Genomic DNA, 21,738 nt, shown 5'->3' with positions numbered 1-21,738 from the left:
ACGGCCGGTCGGCCGCGTCGGTGCGCCGAGCGGATGCGATCAGGGAGCCGTCCGAGGTGCGCGGGCCGTTCCGGCCGCACCCCGCGGGGTGAAAAGCGCCCATTCCTCCCTAAGCTTGAGGAATGGGTGAGGATGTCCGGCTGCGGGCCGTGGTGACGCTGGCGCGGGCGATGGCGTCGGCGCACACCCCCCGGGAGACCTGGCGGGCGGCCGCGCTCGGCGCGCGGGACGCCCTCGGCGGCGCCTTCGCCGCGCTGTCCGCCTGGCAGCGCGACCTGGGCCGGCTGAAGGTGCTGGTCAACACGGGGGAGCGGGCGCCGGGCGAGGAGGAGTTCCCGGAGGACGAGAGCTACCCGGTGCACCAGTTCCCGGAGATCACCGAGTCCCTGCACGAGCGCTGGGCGGGCGGCGGCGAGCCGCACGCCTGGGTGCAGAGCGCCGAGGGGCCCGAGGCGGCCCGCCCGCACCCCCGGGCCGCCGCCCTGCGGCGGCGCGGCCGGGGCTCCTGCGTGGTCGCGCCGATCGTGCTGCACGGGCGCGCCTGGGGCGAGCTGTATGTGGCCCGGCCGCTCGGGGCGCCGGTCTTCGACCGGGCGGACGCCGCCTTCGCCACCGTGCTGGCCGCGGTGGTCGCCGCCGGGATCGCGCAGACCGAGCGGCTGGAGGAGGTCCGGAAGCTGGCGTTCTCCGATCCGCTGACCGGGCTGGCCAACCGGCGCGCGGTGGACGCCAGGCTGGACGAGGCGGTGGACCGCTGGCGCGCTGACGGCTCGGTGGCCAGCCTGGTGGTCTGCGACCTCAACGGGCTCAAGCGGGTCAACGACACCCATGGGCACGCGGTCGGCGACCGCCTGCTGGAACGGTTCGGCTCGCTGCTCTCCTGCTGCGGGGCGATGCTGCCGGGCGCCCTGGCGGCCCGGCTGGGCGGCGACGAGTTCTGCCTGGTGGCGTCCGGGCCGGGCGCCGACGAGGTGCTGGCGGCGGCCGACGAGCTGTGCGCCCGGGCGGCCGAGCTGGAGCTGGGCGACGGGGTGGCCTGCGGGGTGGCGTCCACCGGCGACCCGATCGGGCCGGTCACCTCGGCCCGCCGCCTCTTCCGGCTGGCGGATGCCGCCCAGTACCGCGCCAAGGCGGCCCGCTCCCCGAAGCCGGTGGTCGCCGGCCGCGACGGCGCGGTCGTCCGCCTCGCCGACGCCCCCACGCCCGCCGCCGCCCGGGACCGCCGCCGCTTCCGCGACGCCCCGCCCCCGGAGCCGCCGGCACCCTAGTGACAGGTGTCGATTCAATACGTACGCTGCTGAATATGGATATGCACACAGTCGTGGTGGGGACGTCCGGGACCACCGCACAGGACGTCATCGCCGTGGCCCGGGGCAACGCCCGCGTCGAGCTGTCCGCCGAGGCGCTCGCCGCCCTCGCCTCGGCCCGCGAGATCGTCGACGCCCTCGCCGCCAGGCCCGAACCGGTCTACGGCGTCTCCACCGGCTTCGGCGCGCTCGCCACCCGGCACATCGGCCACGAACTGCGGGCGCAGCTCCAGCGCAACATCGTCCGCTCGCACGCCGCCGGCATGGGCCCCCGGGTCGAGCGCGAGGTGGTCCGCGCGCTGATGTTCCTGCGGCTGAAGACCGTCGCGTCCGGCCACACCGGCGTACGCCCCGAGGTGGCGCAGACCATGGCCGACGTGCTCAACGCCGGCATCACCCCCGTCGTGCACGAGTACGGCTCGCTCGGCTGCTCCGGCGACCTCGCCCCGCTCTCGCACTGCGCGCTGACCCTGATGGGCGAGGGCGACGCCGAGGGCCCCGACGGCGCCGTCCGCCCGGCCGGCGAGCTGCTCGCCGCGCACGGCATCGCGCCGGTCGAGCTGCGCGAGAAGGAGGGCCTGGCCCTCCTCAACGGCACCGACGGCATGCTCGGCATGCTGATCATGGCGCTGGCCGACCTGGACCGGCTCTACACCTCCGCCGACATCACCGCCGCCCTCACCCTGGAGGCCCTGCTCGGCACCCCCAAGGTGCTCGCCCCCGAGCTGCACGCCATCCGCCCGCACCCCGGCCAGGCCGCCTCCGCCGCCAACATGCGGGCCGTGCTGGACGGCTCCGAGCTGACCGGCCACTTCCAGGAGGAGGAGGCCCCCCGCGTCCAGGACGCCTACTCGGTGCGCTGCGCCCCGCAGGTCGCCGGCGCGGGCCGGGACACCCTCGCGCACGCCCGGACGGTCGCCGAGCGGGAGCTGGCCGCCGCCGTGGACAACCCGGTGGTGCTGCCCGACGGCGCCGGCGGCGGCCGGGTGGAGTCCAACGGCAACTTCCACGGCGCCCCGGTCGCGTACGTCCTGGACTTCCTGGCCATCGCCGCCGCCGACCTCGGCTCCATCGCCGAGCGCCGCACCGACCGGCTGCTGGACAAGAACCGCAGCCACGGCCTGCCGCCGTTCCTCGCCGACGACGCCGGCGTCGACTCCGGACTGATGATCGCCCAGTACACCCAGGCCGCCCTGGTCGGCGAGCTGAAGCGGCTGGCCGTGCCGGCCTCGGCCGACTCCATCCCGTCCTCCGCGATGCAGGAGGACCACGTCTCGCTCGGCTGGTCGGCCGCCCGCAAGCTGCGCACCGTGGTCGCCAATCTCGGCCGGGTCGTCGCCGTGGAGCTGTACGCCGCCACCCGCGCGATCGAGCTGCGCCACGGCCTCGCGCCGGCGCCCGCCTCCCGCGCCGCCATCGAGGCGCTGCGCGCGGCCGGCGTCCAGGGCCCCGGCCCTGACCGCTTCCTCGCCCCGGACCTGGCGGCCGCCGAGGTCTTCGTACGGGAGGGCGGGCTCGTCGAGGCGGTCGAGCGGGTCACCGGCCCGCTGGCCTGACCCGCACGCGCCCCGGGGCGCGCGGGGTGCTTCAGAGCGCTCCGCGCGCCCCTTGGCGTACCGCGAAGGCCACCATGCCGCCGCCGAGCCCCAGGAAGGCGATACCGCCGGCCAGGTACGGCGTGGTGTCGACCCCGCCGGTCTCCGCCAGGAGCGCGATCGGGGCGGCGGCGGCCTGCTTCTCGGCGGACACTCTCGGCGCCGCCCGGTCCCGCCCGGCGGGCGGCTGGTCGACGGTGGCGTTGGCCGAAGGTACGAACCACAGCGCGGCGAGGAGGGTCCCGGCGGCGGTGGCGGTCAGCAGCGGTCGGCGTGCGACGGACACGTGTTCAGATCCCCTTGCGGAACCGGAGATTGACGGGTGTGGCGATGCTAGACAACACACCGGGTCGCGGGAAAGTCGTGCACGCCGGCGGCTTACGCTCCGTCATATGAGCCGTTCGGAACGATCCCGCTATGTCCGCATTCGTGCGGAGTTCCTGCGGGAAGGGGCCGGCGGCGGCCAACTCACCGCAGCCGCGCGCCGGACCGCGCTCGGCGGCGAAGTCGTCCCGGAACGGGAGCGTACGCCCGCCCGATCCGCGGTAGCCGAAGGGGAAGCGGAAGATCGGACCAGCCGAGGGGGCGCGGTGACGAGACTCACAGGGGGGCGGTCGGCCGTCCCGGTGCGGACGGGCGTGATCCCCGGCGCCTGGGTAGGGGCCCGGCCGGGCCGGTCGGGGGCCCGCGGAACCGACCGCCGAGGCGGCGCGTCGGTCAGTGGTGTTCCCCACATCCCCGCCCGTGGCGGAACCGGACGGGCTGATATGGGTGTTCTGTTGATGGGTGACCTGAAAGCGGCCGCGCGGACCGGCAGGGCCGGCGGCAGGGATTCGGCGACGATGGAGAAGCGTGTGATGACGGACAGCAAGCGGCGGCACAGGGGCTTGGCGGCCGCGTCCGTGGTGCTCGGCGGCGTTCTGGTGCTCTCGGCCTGCGGGGGCGGCGACGGCGAGGCCGACTCCGCCTCCGGCGACTCCAAGTCGTCCTCGCAGTCCCAGGTGGACGAGGCGGCCGCCAAGGAGACCTCCAAGGCCCGCATAGCCATAGCGCCGAAGAACGGCGCGCAGAACGCCGGCATCAACAAGGACGCCAAGGTCACCGTGAGCGACGGCACGCTCACCGAGGTCACCATGACCGCCCAGGACGGCACCGCCGTCGAGGGGCAGATCGCCGAGGACGGCAAGAGCTGGACCCCGAGCGGGCAGCTCGAACGGGCCACCACCTACAAGATCTCCGCCTCCGCGAAGGACTCCGAGGGCCGCGAGGCGCACGAGAACTCCTCGTTCTCCACCGTCTCCCAGGCCAACAGCTTCATCGGGAACTTCACCCCCGAGGACGGCTCCACCGTCGGCGTCGGCATGCCCGTCTCGATCAACTTCAACAAGGCGATCACCGACAAGAAGGCCGTCCAGTCGGCGATCAAGGTGAGCTCCAGCAGCGGCCAGGAGGTCGTCGGCCACTGGTTCAACGGCCAGCGCCTGGACTTCCGCCCCCAAGACTACTGGCAGGAGGGCTCGCAGGTCACCCTCAAGCTCGACCTGGACGGCGTCGAGGGCGCCGACGGCGTCTACGGCGTCCAGCAGAAGACCGTGACCTTCACCGTCGGCCGCAACCAGGTCTCCACGGTGGACGTCGCCGCCAAGACGATGACGGTCACCCAGGACGGCAAGACCGTCAAGACCATCCCGATCTCCGCCGGCTCCAAGGACAACCCGACCTACAACGGCCGGATGGTCATCTCCGAGAAGTTCAAGGAGACCCGGATGGACGGCGCCACCGTCGGCTTCACCGACGACGACGGCAAGGGCGAGTACGACATCAAGGACGTCCCGCACGCCATGCGGCTGTCCACCTCGGGCACCTTCATCCACGGCAACTACTGGGGCGACGACTCGATCTTCGGCAAGGTCAACACCAGCCACGGCTGCGTCGGCCTGAACGACGCCAAGGGCGCGGGCGACGCCAAGCAGGACGGCGCGTGGTTCTACGACAACTCGATCACCGGTGACGTGGTCGTGGTCAAGAACTCCCCGGACAAGACCATCAAGCCCGACAACGGCCTCAACGGCTGGAACATGGACTGGGCCCAGTGGAAGGCCGGCTCGGCCGTCTGAGCCCCACCCGCCGGGCACGCGCACGGCCTAGCGCCGGCTGCCGGACGCCTCGTCCACGCCCCAGTGCGCCAGCAGTCTCAGCGCGTCCGCCGACGGCGAGTCCGGCTCGGCGGTGTACGTCACCAGGCTCTGGTCGTGGTCGTCGGACACCTTCAGCGTCTCGTACGCCAGCGTCAGCTCGCCCACCACCGCGTGGTGCAGCCGCTTCACCCCGTGGCCCTTCTCCGCCACCGTGTGCTTCGCCCACATCGCCCGGAACTCCGGGCTGCGCACCGACAGCTCGCCCACCAGCACCGAGAGCTGCGGGTCGTCGGCCGAGCACCCCGCGTACATCCGCAGGAAGCTGACCACCTCGGTGGCCTTCGCCTCCCAGTCCACGTACAGCTCGCGCGCGTGCGGCGAGAGGAACACCTGCCGGGCCATGTTGCGCTCCTGCGGCTCCAGCGAGGCGAAGTCCCCCAGCAGGGCGGCCGCCATCCGGTTCCACGCCAGCACGTCCAGCCGCCGCCCCAGCACGTACGCCGGCACGCCGTCCAGCGCGTCCAGCAGATGCCGCACCGAGGCCCGCACCGTCTGCGGCCGGTTCGGCGCGACCCGCCGGCGCTTCTTCTCGGCCGGCTTGGCCAGGTGCGTCAGATGGTCCCGCTCGGCGTCGGTCAGCCGCAGCGCCCGCGCGATGGCGTCCAGCACCTCCAGCGAGACGTTGCGGCCGTTGCCCTGCTCCAGGCGCGTGTAGTACGCCACCGAGACCCCGGCCAGTTGCGCCAGCTCCTCGCGGCGCAGCCCGGGCACCCGCCGGTGCCGCCCGAACTCGGGCAGACCGACGTCCTCCGGCTTCAGCCGGGCCCGCCGCGAGCGGAGGAATTCGCTGAGTTCGGCACGCTGGTCCATGACGCCAGTATCTCCGCCGCGCCTGCCGCACCCGCCGGCCTGGCTGACCCTGCCAGTGGTACGCACGGTGTTCGTAGGCACGACGGAGGGCTGGGTGCCGGCCGCACCGCCGGGCAGGGTGGAGGCATGACCACCAACGTCACCGCTTACGCAGCCCCCGCAGCCAAGGCCCCCCTGGAGCGCACCACCGTTCCGCGCCGGGCGGTCGGTGAGCACGACGTGCTGATCGAGATCAAGTACGCCGGCATCTGCCACTCCGACATCCACCAGGCGCGCGACGGCTGGGGCGAGGGGATCTTCCCCATGGTCCCGGGCCACGAGATCGCCGGAATCGTCACCGAGACCGGCTCCGCCGTCACCAAGCACGCCGTCGGCGACCGCGTCGGCGTCGGCTGCTTCGTCGACTCCTGCCGCGAGTGCCAGTACTGCCGGCAGGGCCTCCAGCAGTACTGCGAGCGCGGCATGACCGCCACCTACAACGGCCGCGACAAGGCCGGAGACCCCACCTACGGCGGCTACTCCAGCCACATCGTGGTGGACGAGGACTACACCCTGCGCATCCCCGAGGGCATCTCCCTGGACGTCGCCGCCCCGCTGCTGTGCGCCGGCATCACGCTCTACTCGCCGCTCGCGCACTGGAAGGCCGGCCCCGGCAAGAAGGTCGCCGTCGTCGGCCTCGGCGGCCTCGGCCACATGGGCGTCAAGATCGCCCACGCCATGGGCGCCGAGGTGACCGTGCTCAGCCAGAGCCTGCGCAAGCAGGAGGACGGCAGGAGGCTCGGCGCCGACCACTACTACGCCACCAGCGACCCGGCCACCTTCGAGGAACTGGCCGGCAGCTTCGACCTGATCGTCTCCACCGTCTCCGCCCCGCTCGACTTCGACGCCTACCTCTCGCTGCTCAAGACGGACGGCGCGCTGGTCAACGTGGGCGCCCCCGAGGACCAGGTCAAGCTGAACCTCTTCTCCCTGATCGGCGGCCGCCGCACGCTGGCCGGCTCGGCGATCGGCGGCATCCCCGAGACCCAGGAGATGCTCGACTTCTGCGCCGAGCACGGGCTGGGCGCCGAGATCGAACTCATCCGCGCCGACCAGATCAACGAGGCGTACGAACGCGTCGTCGACAGCGACGTCCGCTACCGCTTCGTGATCGACGCCGCCACCCTGTAGCACCCGCCGCCGCGGACACGCGGACACGCGGACACGCGGACACGCGGACACGCGGACACGCGGACCGTACGGCGTCGATGACCTCCGAGGTCATCGACGCCGTCGCCGTCTGGCGGCCACGATGGCGGCACGCCCCGGGGAACGAGCCGGGGGACCTGCCGAAAGGACGGCTCCGCCATGACCGCGTACGCCATCGCCCACCTCCGCCCGGCCCCCGAGCTGCACGCCGAGGTGCTGGACTACATGGAGCGCATCCAGTCCACGCTGGACCCCTTCGAGGGCCGCTTCCTCATCCACGGCGCGCCCCGCACCGAGGTGCTGGAAGGCGACTTCGACCGGGCCGTGGTGATGATCGGCTTCCCCAGCTACGACCAGGCGCACGCCTGGTACCACTCCGCCGCCTACCAGGAGCTGCTGCCGCGGCGCACCGCCCACATGGACGGCGACGCCCTGCTGATCGACGGCGTCCCGCCCGGCTACGAGGCGGCCGCGACCGCCGCCGCCCTCCGCGCGGCCCGGACGGCGGCCTGAGCCGGCCCGGGGGGTCAGCCCTTGCGGTACACGCACACCTGGGCGCCGGTGGGGCTCTGCGCGGCGGACACCAGCTCCAGCTCCCGCAGCCCGCCGTCGTCCGGGAAGAGCGACTTCCCGCCGCCCAGCAGCACCGGCATCCAGATCAGCCGCAGCTCGTCCACCAGATCGGCGGCCAGCAGCTCCCGCACCAGGGTGGGGCTGCCCATCACCAGCAGGTTCCCCTCCTCGCCGGCGGCCGCGAGCCCCCGCACCGCGTCCGCCGCCTTCCCCCCGCCGAGCCGCACGCTGTTCTCCCAGCCCAGCTCCGCCTCGGTCAGCGTCTGGGACACCACGTACTTGCGGATCGCGTTCATCCGGTCCGCGAACGGGTCCCCGGCCCGTGCCGGCCAGGCCGCCGCCATGGTCTGCCACGTGCGCCGCCCGAACAGCAGCGCGTCCGCCCCGGCCAGCGCCTGGTCGAAGGCCCCGCCGACCACCTCCGGGTCGAAGAACGGGTGCGTCCAGCCGCCGTGCGCGAACCCGCCCGACGGGTCCTCGTCCGGCCCGCCCGGGGCCTGCACGACGCCGTCCAGGCTGACGAACTCGCTGACCGTGATGCGCATGAGAACCTCTCCTCGCTCTGCCGCCGGCGGCACTTCCCGGGATACCGGACTCCCGCCCCGCCCGAAAGTCATCGCATCCGCGCGGTCGTCCGATCCGACCGACCTCAGTCCAGGCAGAACTCGTTGCCCTCGATGTCCTGCATCGTGATGCAGGACTCGTTCTCCTCGTCGGCGGTCTGCACGAGCACGCAGACCGCGCCGAGGGCGGTCAGGCGGTCGCGTTCGGCTTCCAGGACGGCCAGGCGCTCGTCGCCGGTGAGGCCGGCGCCGGCGCGGACGTCGAGGTGGACGCGGTTCTTGGCGGTCTTGCCCTCGGGGACGCGCTGGAAGTACAGGCGCGGGCCCATCCCGGTGGGGTCGATACAGGCGGACCAGGAGTCCCGCTTCTCCGGCGGCAGGGCGGCGTTGTAGTCGTCCCAGGTGGCGAAGGTGTCGGGGGGCGAGGGGAGGACATAGCCGAGCACCTCGCACCAGAAGCGGGCGAGGCGCTCGGGCCGTGCGCAGTCGAAGGTGACCTGGAACTGCCTGATCGTGGACATCGGCGCACCCTAACAAGCGCGCCTGCGGCGGCCTACCGGATTTCAGCCGTCGGCGCGGGCCACGCCGACGGGGCAGGAGACGCCGGTGCCGCCGATGCCGCAGTAGCCGCCGGGGTTCTTGTCCAGGTACTGCTGGTGGTAGCCCTCCGCCGGGTAGAAGGCGCGGTCGGCGGCGGGGAGGATCTCGGTGGTGATCTCGCCGTACCCGGAGCCGGCCAGCACCCGCTGGTAGGCGTCGCGGGAGGCGGCGGCCTCGGCGGCCTGGGCGGGGGAGTGGGTGTAGAGCGCCGAGCGGTACTGGGTGCCCACGTCGTTGCCCTGGCGGAAGCCCTGGGTGGGGTCGTGGGACTCCCAGAAGAGCTTGAGCAGGGCCGCGTAGGAGACGACGGAGGGGTCGAAGACCACGCGGACGACCTCGGTGTGGCCGGTGCGGCCCGAGCAGACCTCCTCGTAGGACGGGTTCTCGGTGTAGCCGCCCTGGTAGCCGGCCAGGGTCGTCCAGACGCCCTCGGTCTGCCAGAACTTCCGCTCGGCGCCCCAGAAGCAGCCCAGCGCGAAGTCGGCGACCTGAAGGCCCTCGGGGTACGGGCCGAGGAGCGGGTTGCCGAGGACGGTGTGCCGCTCGGGGACGGCGAACTGCGGCTCGGGGCGGCCGCGCAGGGCCTCGTCGGGGGCGGGGAGCACGGGGGTGCGGCCGAACAGCATGATCGGGACTCTCCTTCGCGGGGACGGTGCCGGGTTCAACGAGGTGGGGGACGGCGGAATTCCGCGCCCCGCCCGGTGCGCGCGTCCGTCAGTGGGAGAGCGTCGCCGGGCTGCCGCCGTTGGCCTCGTAGCCGGCGACGGCCAGCGCGCGGTAGACGGCGTACTCGGCGGCCGGGTCGGCGCTCAGCGTCCACGGCAGCGCGCCGATGTGGCCGTCCACGTGGACGAGCTGGCGCATCGCCTCCGACCAGCGTTCGGCGCGCACCAGGAAGTGGACCAGCAGATGGCGCACGTGGGCCAGCATCGGGTCGTCCGGGCGGGCCGAGTGCACCGCGTACATCGCACCGCCGAGCGCCTTGGCGACGACCTCGGTGCGGAAGAGGTCGCGGACCAGGACGACGTCGTCCAGGTGCTCGAAGACGGCGAAGAGCGGCAGGGCGGCGAGCAGCGAGCCCTGCGGCGCGCGGGCGGCGGCGGCCGTGGCGAAGCGGTCGGCGTCCTGCCGGGAGCCGTGCCACTTCGCGCACCAGAAGTGCAGCGCGGCGAGGTGGGCGCCCATGTGCTGCGGCGCCCGGTCGATGATCTTCGCCCAGAGCTGGTCGAACTGCTCGTGGGTGTAGCCGAGGCCGCGCGCCACGGCCAGCTCCGCGATGTACGGGACGGGGTCGCCGGGGGCCAGCAGCGCGGCCTTCCCGCACACCTCCCGGGCCTCCTCCAGGATGATCCGGAAGTCGTCGGACCCGGCGGAGGAGGACCGCCAGGCCTGCTGCACCAGGAACTCCGCGTGCACCGCGGCCCCACCGGCGTCCTTGGGCTGCTCGGCCCGCCAGGCCCGCAGCCAGGAGCCGCCCTCGCCGGGCCGCTGCGCCAGCTCCAGCGAGGCCGCCCCGGCGAACGCCTGCACCCGCTGCCAGCGCACCTCCCCTTCCTTCGGGGTGCCGGCCAGCAACTGGGAGGCGGCCCGCCAGTCCTGGGTGCGCTGCACCAGGTCCAGCACGTCCAGCAGGTCCTGGTCGGGACCGGGCATCCGCACGTCCAGCTCCTCCTGGCGCACGAAGCCGTAGTCGTCCGGGTCGGCCGCGTCCGGGGCGCCCGGCTCGGCCAGCCGGATGCCGCCGCGCCTGCGCGTCAACCAGGGGACCAGCACGACGGCCAGCAGACCCAGCGCGAAGAGGAACCAGAGGAAGTCCATACGGCCATTGTCCCGGACGCCGCCGGCGGGCGGCCGGTCGCCCGCCGAACGCCCCGAGCCGCCGTGCTCCGGCGACTACCCTCGGGCCCATGAGCGACGAGCACACCACCCACCAGAACTTCGAGACCCGCGCCATCCACGCGGGCAACACCGCCGACCCGCTGACCGGCGCGGTCGTCCCGCCGATCTACCAGGTCTCCACCTACAAGCAGGACGGTGTCGGCGGACTGCGCGGCGGTTACGAGTACAGCCGCAGCGCCAACCCCACCCGTACCGCGCTGGAGGAGAACCTCGCGGCGCTGGAGGGCGGGCGGCGGGGGCTCGCCTTCGCCTCGGGGCTGGCCGCCGAGGACTGCCTGCTGCGGGCGCTGCTCGTCCCCGGCGACCACGTGGTGATCCCGAACGACGCCTACGGCGGCACCTTCCGGCTCTTCGCCAAGGTCGCCTCCCGTTGGGGCGTGCAGTGGTCGGTGGCCGACACCTCCGACCCGGCGGCCGTGCAGGCGGCGATCACCGACCGGACGAAGGCGGTCTGGGTGGAGACGCCGTCCAACCCGCTGCTCGGCATCACCGACATCGCGGCGCTGGCGGACGTCTCCCGCACCGCCGGGGTGAAGCTGGTCGTGGACAACACCTTCGCCAGCCCCTACCTCCAGCAGCCGCTGGCCCTCGGCGCGGACGTGGTCGTCCACTCGCTCACCAAGTACATGGGCGGCCACTCCGACGTGGTCGGCGGCGCGCTGGTCACCGCCGACGCCGAGCTGGGCGAGGAACTGGCCTACCACCAGAACGCGATGGGCGCGGTCGCCGGGCCGTTCGACTCCTGGATCGTGCTGCGCGGCATCAAGACCCTCGCCGTGCGCATGGACCGGCACGGCGAGAACGCCGCCAAGGTCGCCGAGATGCTCAGCCGCCACCCCAAGGTCACCCGGGTCCTCTACCCGGGCCTGCCCGAGCACCCGGGCCACGAGATCGCCGCCAAGCAGATGCGCGGCTTCGGCGGGATGGTGTCGTTCCGGGTGGAGGGCGGCGAGGAGGCGGCCGTGGCGGTGTGCGACCGCGCCAGGCTGTTCACCCTCGGCGAGTCGCTGGGCGGCGTGGAGTCGCTGATCGAGCACCCGGGCCGGATGACCCACGCCAGCGTGGCCGGCTCACTGCTGGAGGTCCCGGCCGACCTGGTCCGGCTGTCGGTCGGCATCGAGAACGCCGACGACCTGCTGGCCGACCTGCGCCAGGCCCTGGGCTGACGCATCCCGCGCCGGGTGCGGGCCGTCCGCCCGCCCCGGCCGGGCCGGTCAGTCCTCCGGGGCGGCCGGCTCCGCCTCGGCGGCGGGCTCGGCGGGCGGCAGTCCGGCCTGGCGGGCGGAGAGCGCGGAGTTGAAGCGGGTCAGCAGGGTGCAGAAGGACTCCCGCTCCTGCTCGCTCCAGCCGTCCGTCACCTGCGCCATCAGCTCGCGCCGGGAGGAGCGCACCTCCTCCAGCCGGGCCTGGCCGCGCGGGGAGAGCTGGAGCACCACGGCCCGGCCGTCCTCCGGGTGCGAGGTGCGCTTGACCAGGCCGGTGTCGACCAGCGGCGCCACCTGGCGGGTGACCGTGGAGGAGTCGATGCCCATTCCGGCCGCGAGCGCCTTGACGCCCATCGGGCCTTCCTGATCAAGGCGGTTGAGCAGCAGGTACGCCGCCCGGTCCATGGAGTTGCGAAGCTGTCCGGTGCCGCCGAGACGGGTCTGCTCGGCCCGGCGGGCGAAGACGGCCACCTGGTGCTGGAGGGCATCGAGGAGGCCGGGGTCCAGATCAGTCGTCATGTCCTGAGATGTGGGCATGGCTGCGGGGCTCTCTCGTGCGGATGCGGTCGGGTTGGTGGGGGACACAGTACGCGGCCGGATGCGGCTCCGTACGGGCGCTGCGCAAACGTGATGGGGCCTGTGACCGGCTGAGACACTGGACCCATGAGCTTCCGTACGTCACACGTCCCGCCCCCGCTCATCCTCGACGACGTCCGGGGCGCGCAGAAGATGCTCGCGGGCGTGGCGCGGACGACCCCGATGGAGACCAGCCGCCATCTGTCCGCGCTCGTCGGCGCCCCCGTGCACCTCAAGTGCGAGCACCTCCAGCGCACCGGCTCGTTCAAGCTGCGCGGGGCGTACGTGCGGATCTCCGGGCTGCGACCGGAGGAGAAGGCCGCCGGCGTGGTCGCCGCCTCGGCCGGCAACCACGCGCAGGGCGTCGCCCTGGCCTCCTCGCTCCAGGGCGTCCGCTCGACCGTGTTCATGCCGGTCGGCGCACCGCTGCCGAAGGTGGCGGCCACCCGCGACTACGGCGCGGACGTACGGCTGCACGGACAGGTGGTGGACGAGACGCTGGCCGCCGCGCAGGCGTACGCCCGGGAGACCGGCGCGGTGTTCATCCACCCCTTCGACCACCTGGACGTCATCGCCGGGCAGGGCACGGTGGGGCTGGAGATCCTGGAGCAGTGCCCCGAGGTGCGGACCATCGTGGTCGGCGTCGGCGGCGGCGGGCTCGCGGCCGGCATCGGCATCGCGGTCAAGGCGCTGCGGCCGGACGTGCGGGTGGTCGGCGTCCAGGCGGAGGCCGCGGCCGCCTTCCCGCCCTCGCTGGCGCTGGGCCGCCCCACCACCGTGGACACGGCGGCGACCATGGCCGACGGCATCAAGGTCGGTCGCCCCGGCGACGTCACCTTCGATCTCGTACGGGATGTGGTGGACGAGGTCCGCACCGTCTCCGAGGACGAGCTGTCCGCCGCGCTGCTGCTCTGCCTGGAGCGCGCCAAGCAGGTCGTGGAGCCGGCGGGGGCCAGCCCGGTCGCCGCGCTGCTGAGCACCCCGCAGTGGTTCGCCGGACGCGGACCGGTCGTGGCGGTGCTCTCCGGCGGGAACGTCGACCCGCTGCTGATGCAGCGCATCCTGCGGCACGGCATGACGGCGGCCGGCCGCCACCTCGGGCTGCGGCTGCGGCTGTCCGACCGCCCCGGCGCTCTGGCCACCCTGCTCGGGGTGCTGTCCAGGCTGGACGCCAACGTGCTGGACGTCGCGCACGTGCGCACCGACCCGCGTCTCGGCCTGACCGAGGTCGAGGTCGAGCTGCACCTGGAGACCAAGGGCCCGGAGCACTGCGAGCAGGTCGCGGCGGCGCTCGGCGCAGCGGGGTACGCCGTCACCGGCTGAGCCGGCTCGGGCATTCGCGCGCACCCCGGCCGGGCACGCCGGTCGCGCCACGTCACGTCTCGGTATCGAACGTATGATCCAGCAAAAAGCGCTTGAGGGGCACGCTGCCGCCCGCCTAGCGTTGGTGGCTTCGATCACAGTCGGGGGGACGGTCCGGGGCGGCTCCGGTCAACCGCCGCCGGCGACCAAGGAGATTCCATGCCAGGCGCAATCCATGCCGAGGGTCTGGTCAAGACCTTCGGCGACGTCCGGGCCCTGGACGGTGTGGACCTCGACGTCCCGGAAGGGACGGTCCTCGGACTGCTCGGCCCCAACGGCGCCGGGAAGACCACCACCGTCCGCGTGCTCACCACCCTGCTCAGGCCCGACAGCGGCCGGGCCGTGGTGGCCGGCCTCGACGTGCTGAAGCAGCCCAACGAGGTGCGCCGGTCCATCGGGCTGTCCGGCCAGTTCGCCGCCGTCGACGAGTACCTCACCGGCCGCGAGAACCTGCAAATGGTCGGCCAGCTCTACCAGATGTCCGGCCGGGCGGCGAAGGCCCGCGCGGTCGAGCTGCTGGAGCGGTTCAACCTCACCGACGCGGCCGACCGGCCCACCAAGACCTACTCCGGCGGCATGCGCCGCCGCCTGGACCTGGCGGCGGCCCTCGTCGTCTCCCCGCCGGTGATGTTCATGGACGAGCCGACCACCGGGCTCGACCCGCGCAACCGGCAGCAGCTCTGGGAGGTCATCCAGGAGCTGGTGGCCGGCGGCACCACCCTGCTGCTCACCACGCAGTACCTGGAGGAGGCCGACCACCTGGCGCACGACATCTGCGTCGTCGACCACGGCAAGGTGATCGCCCGGGGCACCTCCGACCAGCTCAAGCAGCGCACCGGCGGCGAACGCGTCGAGGTGGTCGTGCACCGGCCCGACGAGATCGAGCCCGCGCGGTCCGTCCTCGCCGGCTTCGGCAAGGGCGAGGTCGCCGTGGAGACGCACACCCGCCGGCTCACCGTGCCGGTCGCCGGCGGGGCCAAGCTGCTCGCCGAGGTCATCCGCGAGCTGGACGGCCGGGGCGTGGAGATCGACGACATCGGGCTGCGCCGCCCCACCCTGGACGACGTGTTCATCTCGCTCACCGGCCACGCCGCCGAGACCGGGGCCGCGCCGGAGGACGGCGAGGCCGACGAGTCCGGCGAGGACCCCCGTACGCGCAAGGAGACCGACCAGTGACCGCCACCGCACCCGTCGTCGCCGACCCGGCGCCGCTGCCCCGCCGGGGCGCCCTCACCCAGTCGGTGCGGGACTCCCTGGTCGTCGCCAGACGCAACCTGATCCGGATGACCAGGATCCCGGAGATGATCCTGTTCGGGGTCATCCAGCCGGTGATGTTCGTGGTCCTGTTCACCTACGTCTTCGGCGGATCGATCGCCATCCCGGGCGCCGGCGCGAGCACCAGCGCCTACAAGGAGTTCCTGATGGCCGGGATCTTCGCGCAGACGGTCACCTTCGCGACCGCCGGCGCGGGCGCGGGCATCGCCGACGACATGCACAAGGGACTGATCGACCGGTTCCGCTCGCTGCCGATGGCGCGGGGCGCCGTGCTCACCGGCCGCACCCTCGCCGACCTGGTCCAGACGGCCATCACGCTGGCCGTCCTGGCGATCGTCGCCCTCATCGTCGGCTGGCGCACCCACGAGAACCTCGGCAGCGTGCTGCTGGGCTTCGCCCTGCTGCTCCTGCTGGGGTACGCCTTCACCTGGATCGGCGCGCTCATCGGGCTCTCGGTGCGCACTCCGGAGGCGGCCACCTCCGGCGGCCTGATCTGGCTGTTCCCGCTGACGTTCATCTCCAACGCCTTCGTGCCCGTCAACGGCATGCCGACGTTCCTCCAGTACGTCGCCGAGTGGAACCCGTTCAGCGCCACCGTCGCGGCGGCGCGCGAGCTGTTCGGCAACACGATCGCCGGAGTGCCGAAGTCCGTGACGGGCGCCTGGCCGATGGAGCACCCGGTCTGGGCGACGCTGATCTGGTCCGTGCTGATCATCGTCGTCTTCCGCACCCTCGCGGTGCGCAAGTACCGCTCGGCTTCCTGAGCCGGACGGCACGCACGCATGACGAGGGGCCGGGCCGCGCTCCCGGCGCGGGCCCGGCCCCCTGTCGTCACCGCCCGGGCCGGGCGGCGGCTCAGCCCTGGTACGGCTTGGCGTCGAGGACCTTCACCGACGCCTTCTTGCCGTTCGGCAGCTCGTACTCGGCGTCCTGGCCGACCTTCTTGCCGTTGACCCCGGAGCCGAGCGGCGACTGCGGGGAGTACGTCTCGATGTCCGCGCTCGCGTACTCGCGCGAGGCGAGCAGGAACGTCAGAGTGTCGCTCTCGTCGCCGTCGAAGGCGATGGTGACGACCATGCCGGGGGCGACCACGCCGCTCTGCGACGGGGCCTCGCCGACCTTGGCCTGCTCCAGGAGCTGGGTGAGCTGGCGGACGCGGAGTTCCTGCTTGCCCTGCTCCTCCTTGGCCGCGTGGTATCCGCCGTTCTCACGGAGGTCGCCCTCCTCCCGGGCGGCCGCGATCTTGGCGGAGATCTCGGATCGCGCGGGACCAGACAGATACTCCAGCTCGGCCTTGAGCTGGTTGTACGCCTCCTGGGTGAGCCAGGTGACGTTGTCGCTGGTCTGGGTCACGGGTGCTCCTCGTCGGTACTGGGATACAAAGCATCGCCCTATCCAGGATTCTGTGCCGTCCTGGAAGGGCGAAACCACGAGCCTAACAATTCAGGCGGTAAAGGGGGAGGACAAACGTGACGAAGTCATCACCGCCGTCCTGCGGTGGGCACCTCCGGCCGACGCCGTCAGCCGGAGGTGCAGCCCATCAGCTCGGCGCTGGTGGCCTGGCGTGTCGTGCGCACGCTGACCACTTCGTCGATCCGGTCGGCGGGCTGGTCGAAGCGGACGTCCCGGCGGCCCACCTCGCCGCCGTCCTCGGCCAGTGCCCGCAGGGTGCACGAGCCGGTGGCGCCGCTGTCCTTGCGCACCTCCAGGTGCACCTGCACCCGGTCCGCCGCGGACGCGTCGAACTTGATCACCTCGGCGCTGACGTCCTGGCCGGCCACGTAGTGGTAGCCGAACCAGCCGACCAGCGCGAGCAGCAGCACGCCCAGCACCGAGCCGACGGCCTTCAGCCGGCGGTCGGCGCGCTCGTCCGCCGAGCGGCCGTAACGCCCCTCGGGGAGCCCTTCGCGCACCGTGCTCATGATCGTTCCCTTCACCCGGGCCTGCGGCCTCGCGGGCGGAATTTTCCGACCGCCGGTTCCGTCACTATAGAAGCCTCCAGATGCCCCTAATCCACCGAGTCACTGAGTCACTGAGGATCGAGCCTTGACTGAGCAGCTGCGACTGATGGCAGTCCACGCGCACCCCGACGACGAGTCGAGCAAGGGCGCGGCGACGATGGCCAAGTACGTGTCCGAGGGGGTGGACGTGCTGGTCGTCACGTGCACCGGAGGCGAGCGCGGCTCCATTCTGAACCCGAAGCTCCAGGGCGACCGCTACGTCGAGGAGAACATCCACGAGGTGCGGCGCAAGGAGATGGACGAGGCCCGCGAGATCCTCGGCGTCAGCCAGGAGTGGCTGGGCTTCGTCGACTCCGGGCTGCCCGAGGGCGACCCGCTGCCCCCGCTGCCGGAGGGCTGCTTCGCCCTGGAGGACGTGGACAAGGCGGCCGGGCGGCTGGTGCGGTCGATCCGGGCGTTCCGGCCGCAGGTGGTCACCACCTATGACGAGAACGGCGGCTATCCGCACCCCGACCACATCATGACCCACAAGATCACGATGGTGGCGTTCGAGGGCGCGGCCGACCCGGAGAAGTACCCGGAGTCGGAGTTCGGCCCGGTGTGGCAGGTGGCGAAGGTCTACTACAACCAGGGCTTCAACCGGGCCCGCACCGAGGCGCTGCACGAGGGCCTGGTGGCGCGCGGTCTGGACTCCCCCTACGGCGAGTGGCTCAAGCGCTGGGACGAGTCCGAGCACGTCGAGCGGAACCTGACCACCCACGTGCCCTGCGCGGACTTCTTCGAGATCCGCGACAAGGCGCTGATCGCGCACCGGACGCAGATCGACCCGGACGGCGGCTGGTTCAAGGTGCCGATGGACGTCCAGAAGGAGCTGTGGCCCACCGAGGACTACGAGCTGGCCAAGACCGTGGTGCCCACCTCCCTCCCCGAGGACGACCTCTTCGCGGGCATCCGCGACAATGCCTGACATGAGCGCACACCAGGCACTGGTCCAGCTCGTCCCGCTCGCCAAGGAGCTGGACGAGAACAAGGTCACCCCCGGCGTCCTCGGATTCATCGTCTTCGCGGTCATGGCGCTGGCCGTCTGGGCGCTGATGAAGTCGATGAACCGGCACATGAAGCGCGTCGACTTCGAGGAGACGCCCGAGGACGCTTCCGCGAACGCCGCCGCCTCCTCGGACGCCCGCACCCCGGCGGCCTCGGGCACCGGCTCCGCGGGCGCGGGCGAGACGACGAAGTAGCGCCCCCGCCGAGCGGGAGCGCTGGGGCCGGCCAGAAGCCGCCGGGGCACCCCGGCCGCCCCTAGGGGACTCGCTCAGGGGCGAGCGCAGAGGCCGACCCCTGCCCGGCCGCGGGCCGCGGCCTCCGGCGACCGGGTCGCCGCCTCGGACCCGCGGCCTTCGGCGGCCGGGCCGCGGCCTTCGGGGTCGGGGCCCCGTCCAGGGGGGCGGGCGTCACTCCTTCGTGCGGTCCCCCGTCTCCGGGAGCCCCGCCGTCTCGGCGGCGTGACGGGTGGGCGTGAGGCCCAGGGCCCAGGCCTGCCAGGGGGATTCGAGGCGGATGCCGCGCTCCAGCACCAGGCCCCAGGTGGCCAGGGCGTCGGTGAGGCGGGGGTCGCGGGCGGGGTGGCCCTCGGCGGCCAGGCGGGCCAGCTCCTCCTGGGCGACGACGGTGCCGATCTCGACACCGCCGGGGGAGGCGTACGGCAGCAGGGTGCAGCGCAGGAAGCGGGCCCAGTCGCCGCCGCGCCGGTCGCCGGCCGTGCCGAACAGCGCGGCCGCCTCCTCGCACAGGGCCAGCGCCTGCGGGGCGCGGCTGTTGCCCGCGTCGATCACCGCCAGCTCCAGGCACGCCCACCCCTCCCCGTACGGCAGGCCGATCCGGCGGAAGTCGGCGCGGGCGTCGGTCAGCAACTGGCGGGCGAAGCCGGAGTTGCGCAGCCCGCCGGTGCGCGCGGCGCTCAGGTCCCGGGTGGCCCGGCCTGCGTGGTGCCGGGCGCAGGCGAGCCCGTAGACGTCCCGCATCCGGGAGAACATCGCCCGGGCCCGCTCCAGCTCCCGTACCGCCTCGTCGCGCTCGCCGCCGTCCTCCAGCGCCTGGCCCAGGTAGTAGCGGGTCCACGCCTCGCCGCGGGCGTCCTCGTTGTCCGTGTGCCGGGCCAGCGCGGCGCGCAGCCCCTCCGCCGCCGGGCCGGGGTCGCCGGCCACCAGCCGGACGCGGCCCAGCTGGGTCAGCGCCCACGCCTCGCCGCGCTCGTCGCGGGTGCGGCCGTACAGGTCGAGGGCGGTGCGCAGCTCCTCCTCGGCCCGCTCCGGCTCGCCGATGCGCAGCCGCGCCTGGCCGAGCTGGAAGTGCGCCCACGCCTCGCCGTGCAGGGACTCGCCGCGCCGGTGCAGGTCGAGCGAGGTGTCCAGCAGGGCCAGCGCCTCGGCGACGTCGCCCCGGTCACGCTCCACGGCCGCCAGCGCGTGCAGCGTCCAGGCGCGGTCGGCCGCCAGCTCGGCGGGCTGCTGGAGGGCCAGGGCCTCCCGGAGCCGGGCGGCGGCCTCGGTGAGGTTGCCCTGGTGGTGCAGGGTGATGCCGAGCGAGCAGAGCGCCAGCGCGGTCTCGGCGTCCTGGTTGGCCTCCTGGTAGAGCGAGACCACCGAGGTGAGGGTGGTGCGGGCGGTGTCCAGCTCGCCGAGCTGCCGGGCGGCGATGCCGGTGCGCCACTGCACGGACCGCTGGAGCAGCCCCTGGTCGACCTGCTCGGCCAGCTCCTGGAGCACGCCCAGCCGGTACAGGTCGCCGCGCAGCAGGCAGTAGTCGCACAGCGCGCCCAGCAGCTCCAGCACCGTCTGCCGGCTGACGTCCCCGGCGTGCCGCAGGGTCGCCGTGATGAAGCCCGACTCGTCGTCCAGCCAGCGCAGCGCCGCCTCCAGGGAGGAGAAGCCGTGCCCGGTGAACCGGCCCGCGCGGGTGGACATCTTGCCGTCGACCATGCGGATCACGGTGTCGGCCAGCTCGGCGTAGGCCTTGATCAGCCGCTCCCGGGCGGCGGTCACCTCCGCCGGGTCCTCCTCCGCGCCGAGCCGGGCGGCGGCGAACACCCGTACCGCGTCGTGCAGCCGGAACCGCCCGCCGCGCACCCGGTCCAGCAGCCCGGCCCGGGACAGCTCGGCGAGCAGGGCCGCGGCCTCCTCGTCGTCGGCGCGGTCCGCGGCGAGCAGCACCGCGGCCGCCGCCGCGCCCAGCGAGGCCCGGCCGGCCAGGGACAGCTTGCGCAGCAGCGTTCGGGCCCGATCGCTCAGGTCCGTCTCGTAGCGGGCGGCGAGCGCCCGCTCCACGGGACTGCCGGAGCGCTCCGCGAGCAGCGCGGCGACCTCGCCGGCGGGCCGGGCGACCGCGGCCGCCCCGGCGATCCGGAGGGCCAGCGGCAGCCCGCCGGACAGGCCGGCCAGTCGCTCCAGGCCCTGGGCGTCATAGGGGCCGGACGGCTGCCCGGCGTCCGCCGCCGCGGTCGTGCGCAGCAGCTCCTCGGCGTCCGCCGGGTCGAGCCCGGCCACCGGGAGCTGGTGCACCGAGGCGGGCACGTCCTCGCCCAGCTCCAACGGGCCCCGCGCGGTGACCAGGACCAGGCTGTCGGAGCGCTCCGGTATCAGCGCGCGCACCTGCTCCGGGCCCTGGGCCTCGTCCAGCACCACCACGACCGGCAGGCCCTTCAGATGCTGGTGGTACAGCTCGGTGAGCCGGCGCACCTGCGGCTCGGCGTCCCCGCGCTCGCGGTGCAGCAGCTGCTCGCGGGGCGCGCCGAGCCGGTTGAGCAGGTGCAGCAGCGCGTCCCGGGTGGACAGCGGCCGCCCGCCGGGGCCCGAGCCGCGCATGTCGACCAGGCAGGCGCCGCGGAACAGGTCGCGGGACTGGTGGGCGGCGCGCACGGCGAGCGCGGTCCGGCCGGCACCGGGCTCGCCGTGGAGCACGACCACCACCGGGCGGGTGCCGGTGGCCGCGCGGCCGGCCCGCACCCACTGGCCTATCCGCTCCAGCTCCGTCCTCCGGCCGACGAACGGCTCCGCGCCAGCGGGGAGTTGACCGAAGGAGTGCTCCAGGGCGGTACGCCGGCGGGCGAGCGCGCTGCGGTCGACGCCGCGCAGCGCCGGGCCGCCGCCGGCCGGGGCGGCGGCGGGCTTGTGCACGGCAGCGGCGGCGAGGATGCGCTGCTGGTCCAGGAAGGGGCGGATGCCGCGAACCTCCAGCGCGGTCAGCCACTGGAGACGGAGCTGCTCCGGGCCGCCGGGCTGGCCCGCCGCCCCGGCCCTGCGGTGCGCGGCCGGCCAGTGCCCGGCGGTCGCCCGCAGCACCGTCGCCGCGGCCCCGGCGACCGCGACCACCGCGCCGGCGCCCAGTGCGGTGCCGGCCGCGGTGCCCAGTGCCAGGTCCGCCCCGGCGGCGGCCACCGCGGCGACCACCGTGACCAGTGCCGGTCCGGCCACCGCCTGCCGGCTCAGCCGCTCCGACAGGGCCGGCCGGTCCTGGCCCGACTCCTGCGAGGCGCGCGCATAGGCGGCGTACTCCTCACCGGCGCTCGCCGCCATCGACTCCAGCGCGGCCCGCCCCCGGGCCAGCAGCTGTCTCTTATACACATGT

21 protein-coding genes are annotated in these 21,738 nt (G+C 73.7%); 11 read left to right on the top strand and 10 right to left on the bottom strand.

Annotated elements, in window-relative coordinates; all coding sequences use genetic code 11:
- Positions 1-122: 122 nt before the first annotated feature.
- Together C6N75_RS08605 and hutH are read left to right on the top strand one after the other, a co-directional pair.
- Positions 123-1,268: a GGDEF domain-containing protein gene (locus C6N75_RS08605; protein WP_105868267.1), complete on the top strand. Its 1,146-nt coding sequence runs from the start codon at positions 123-125 to the stop codon at positions 1,266-1,268.
- Positions 1,269-1,309: 41 nt separating this feature from the next.
- Positions 1,310-2,863 (top strand): histidine ammonia-lyase, encoded by a 1,554-nt coding sequence (hutH, locus tag C6N75_RS08600; protein ID WP_105868266.1) that lies wholly within the window; start codon positions 1,310-1,312, stop codon positions 2,861-2,863.
- 31 nt (positions 2,864-2,894) lie between these two features.
- On the opposite strand, the gene C6N75_RS08595 is transcribed toward hutH, so the two are convergent.
- Entirely contained in the window at positions 2,895-3,188 is a 294-nt protein-coding gene (locus C6N75_RS08595; protein ID WP_105868265.1) for an LAETG motif-containing sortase-dependent surface protein, read from the bottom strand.
- 556 nt (positions 3,189-3,744) lie between these two features.
- Here C6N75_RS08595 and C6N75_RS08590 point away from each other — a divergent pair.
- Positions 3,745-5,019: a L,D-transpeptidase gene (locus C6N75_RS08590; protein WP_105868264.1), complete on the top strand. Its 1,275-nt coding sequence runs from the start codon at positions 3,745-3,747 to the stop codon at positions 5,017-5,019.
- A gap of 27 nt (positions 5,020-5,046) precedes the next feature.
- Here C6N75_RS08590 and C6N75_RS08585 read toward each other — a convergent pair whose 3' ends face one another.
- Positions 5,047-5,910, bottom strand: coding sequence for a helix-turn-helix domain-containing protein (locus C6N75_RS08585; RefSeq protein ID WP_105868263.1), 864 nt, complete (start codon positions 5,908-5,910; stop codon positions 5,047-5,049).
- A gap of 126 nt (positions 5,911-6,036) precedes the next feature.
- Between C6N75_RS08585 and C6N75_RS08580 the strand changes: the two genes are divergently transcribed.
- Together C6N75_RS08580 and C6N75_RS08575 are read left to right on the top strand one after the other, a co-directional pair.
- Positions 6,037-7,080, top strand: coding sequence for an NAD(P)-dependent alcohol dehydrogenase (locus C6N75_RS08580; RefSeq protein ID WP_105868262.1), 1,044 nt, complete (start codon positions 6,037-6,039; stop codon positions 7,078-7,080).
- A 177-nt stretch (positions 7,081-7,257) separates the two neighbouring features.
- Positions 7,258-7,611 (top strand): DUF1330 domain-containing protein, encoded by a 354-nt coding sequence (locus C6N75_RS08575; protein WP_105868261.1) that lies wholly within the window; start codon positions 7,258-7,260, stop codon positions 7,609-7,611.
- A gap of 14 nt (positions 7,612-7,625) precedes the next feature.
- On the opposite strand, the gene C6N75_RS08570 is transcribed toward C6N75_RS08575, so the two are convergent.
- The 4 genes from C6N75_RS08570 to C6N75_RS08555 all read right to left on the bottom strand — a co-directional run bounded on the left by C6N75_RS08570 (position 7,626) and on the right by C6N75_RS08555 (position 10,652).
- On the bottom strand, positions 7,626-8,216 hold the full coding sequence (locus C6N75_RS08570; RefSeq protein WP_105868260.1) for a dihydrofolate reductase family protein: 591 nt from the start codon (positions 8,214-8,216) through the stop codon (positions 7,626-7,628).
- 104 nt (positions 8,217-8,320) lie between these two features.
- The gene (locus C6N75_RS08565; protein WP_105868259.1) at positions 8,321-8,755 is read right to left on the bottom strand and encodes a VOC family protein; all 435 of its coding nucleotides are present in this window, start codon (positions 8,753-8,755) and stop codon (positions 8,321-8,323) included.
- A gap of 42 nt (positions 8,756-8,797) precedes the next feature.
- Positions 8,798-9,463: a peptide-methionine (S)-S-oxide reductase MsrA gene (gene msrA, locus C6N75_RS08560; RefSeq protein ID WP_105868277.1), complete on the bottom strand. Its 666-nt coding sequence runs from the start codon at positions 9,461-9,463 to the stop codon at positions 8,798-8,800.
- Between the two features lie 85 nt (positions 9,464-9,548).
- Entirely contained in the window at positions 9,549-10,652 is a 1,104-nt protein-coding gene (locus tag C6N75_RS08555) for a hypothetical protein (protein WP_105868258.1), read from the bottom strand.
- An 89-nt stretch (positions 10,653-10,741) separates the two neighbouring features.
- Between C6N75_RS08555 and C6N75_RS08550 the strand changes: the two genes are divergently transcribed.
- Complete coding sequence (locus C6N75_RS08550) at positions 10,742-11,899, top strand: cystathionine gamma-synthase (RefSeq protein ID WP_105868257.1); 1,158 nt, start codon at positions 10,742-10,744, stop codon at positions 11,897-11,899.
- Between the two features lie 48 nt (positions 11,900-11,947).
- Here C6N75_RS08550 and C6N75_RS08545 read toward each other — a convergent pair whose 3' ends face one another.
- Positions 11,948-12,475, bottom strand: a complete 528-nt coding sequence (locus C6N75_RS08545) for a MarR family winged helix-turn-helix transcriptional regulator (RefSeq protein ID WP_105868256.1) — start codon at positions 12,473-12,475, stop codon at positions 11,948-11,950.
- 126 nt (positions 12,476-12,601) lie between these two features.
- Between C6N75_RS08545 and ilvA the strand changes: the two genes are divergently transcribed.
- From ilvA to C6N75_RS08530, 3 genes are all read left to right on the top strand, one after another.
- The gene (ilvA, locus tag C6N75_RS08540) at positions 12,602-13,837 is read left to right on the top strand and encodes a threonine ammonia-lyase (RefSeq protein WP_105868255.1); all 1,236 of its coding nucleotides are present in this window, start codon (positions 12,602-12,604) and stop codon (positions 13,835-13,837) included.
- 198 nt (positions 13,838-14,035) lie between these two features.
- Positions 14,036-15,052 (top strand): ATP-binding cassette domain-containing protein, encoded by a 1,017-nt coding sequence (locus tag C6N75_RS08535; RefSeq protein ID WP_105868254.1) that lies wholly within the window; start codon positions 14,036-14,038, stop codon positions 15,050-15,052.
- A complete protein-coding gene (locus C6N75_RS08530; protein ID WP_374684183.1) occupies positions 15,049-15,915 on the top strand; it encodes an ABC transporter permease in 867 nt (288 codons plus the stop codon). The genes C6N75_RS08535 and C6N75_RS08530 overlap by 4 nt, the downstream gene beginning before the upstream one ends.
- A 91-nt stretch (positions 15,916-16,006) precedes the next feature.
- On the opposite strand, the gene greA is transcribed toward C6N75_RS08530, so the two are convergent.
- Together greA and C6N75_RS08520 are read right to left on the bottom strand one after the other, a co-directional pair.
- Positions 16,007-16,504 (bottom strand): transcription elongation factor GreA, encoded by a 498-nt coding sequence (greA, locus tag C6N75_RS08525; RefSeq protein ID WP_105868253.1) that lies wholly within the window; start codon positions 16,502-16,504, stop codon positions 16,007-16,009.
- A gap of 167 nt (positions 16,505-16,671) precedes the next feature.
- Complete coding sequence (locus C6N75_RS08520) at positions 16,672-17,073, bottom strand: DUF4307 domain-containing protein (RefSeq protein WP_105868252.1); 402 nt, start codon at positions 17,071-17,073, stop codon at positions 16,672-16,674.
- 124 nt (positions 17,074-17,197) lie between these two features.
- On the opposite strand from C6N75_RS08520, the gene mca reads away from it, so the two are divergent.
- Together mca and C6N75_RS08510 are read left to right on the top strand one after the other, a co-directional pair.
- Complete coding sequence (gene mca, locus C6N75_RS08515) at positions 17,198-18,079, top strand: mycothiol conjugate amidase Mca (protein ID WP_105868251.1); 882 nt, start codon at positions 17,198-17,200, stop codon at positions 18,077-18,079.
- The gene (locus C6N75_RS08510; RefSeq protein ID WP_105868250.1) at positions 18,072-18,353 is read left to right on the top strand and encodes a hypothetical protein; all 282 of its coding nucleotides are present in this window, start codon (positions 18,072-18,074) and stop codon (positions 18,351-18,353) included. The genes mca and C6N75_RS08510 overlap by 8 nt, the downstream gene beginning before the upstream one ends.
- 213 nt (positions 18,354-18,566) lie before the next feature.
- Here C6N75_RS08510 and C6N75_RS08505 read toward each other — a convergent pair whose 3' ends face one another.
- On the bottom strand, positions 18,567-21,734 hold the full coding sequence (locus tag C6N75_RS08505) for a tetratricopeptide repeat protein (RefSeq protein WP_105868249.1): 3,168 nt from the start codon (positions 21,732-21,734) through the stop codon (positions 18,567-18,569).
- Between the last annotated feature and the right edge of the window lie 4 nt (positions 21,735-21,738).

The sequence above is a fragment of the Streptomyces solincola genome, assembly GCF_002982015.1.
In the GTDB taxonomy this organism is placed as follows: domain Bacteria; phylum Actinomycetota; class Actinomycetes; order Streptomycetales; family Streptomycetaceae; genus Streptomyces; species Streptomyces solincola.
This window is presented reverse-complemented; position numbering and strand designations above follow the sequence as displayed.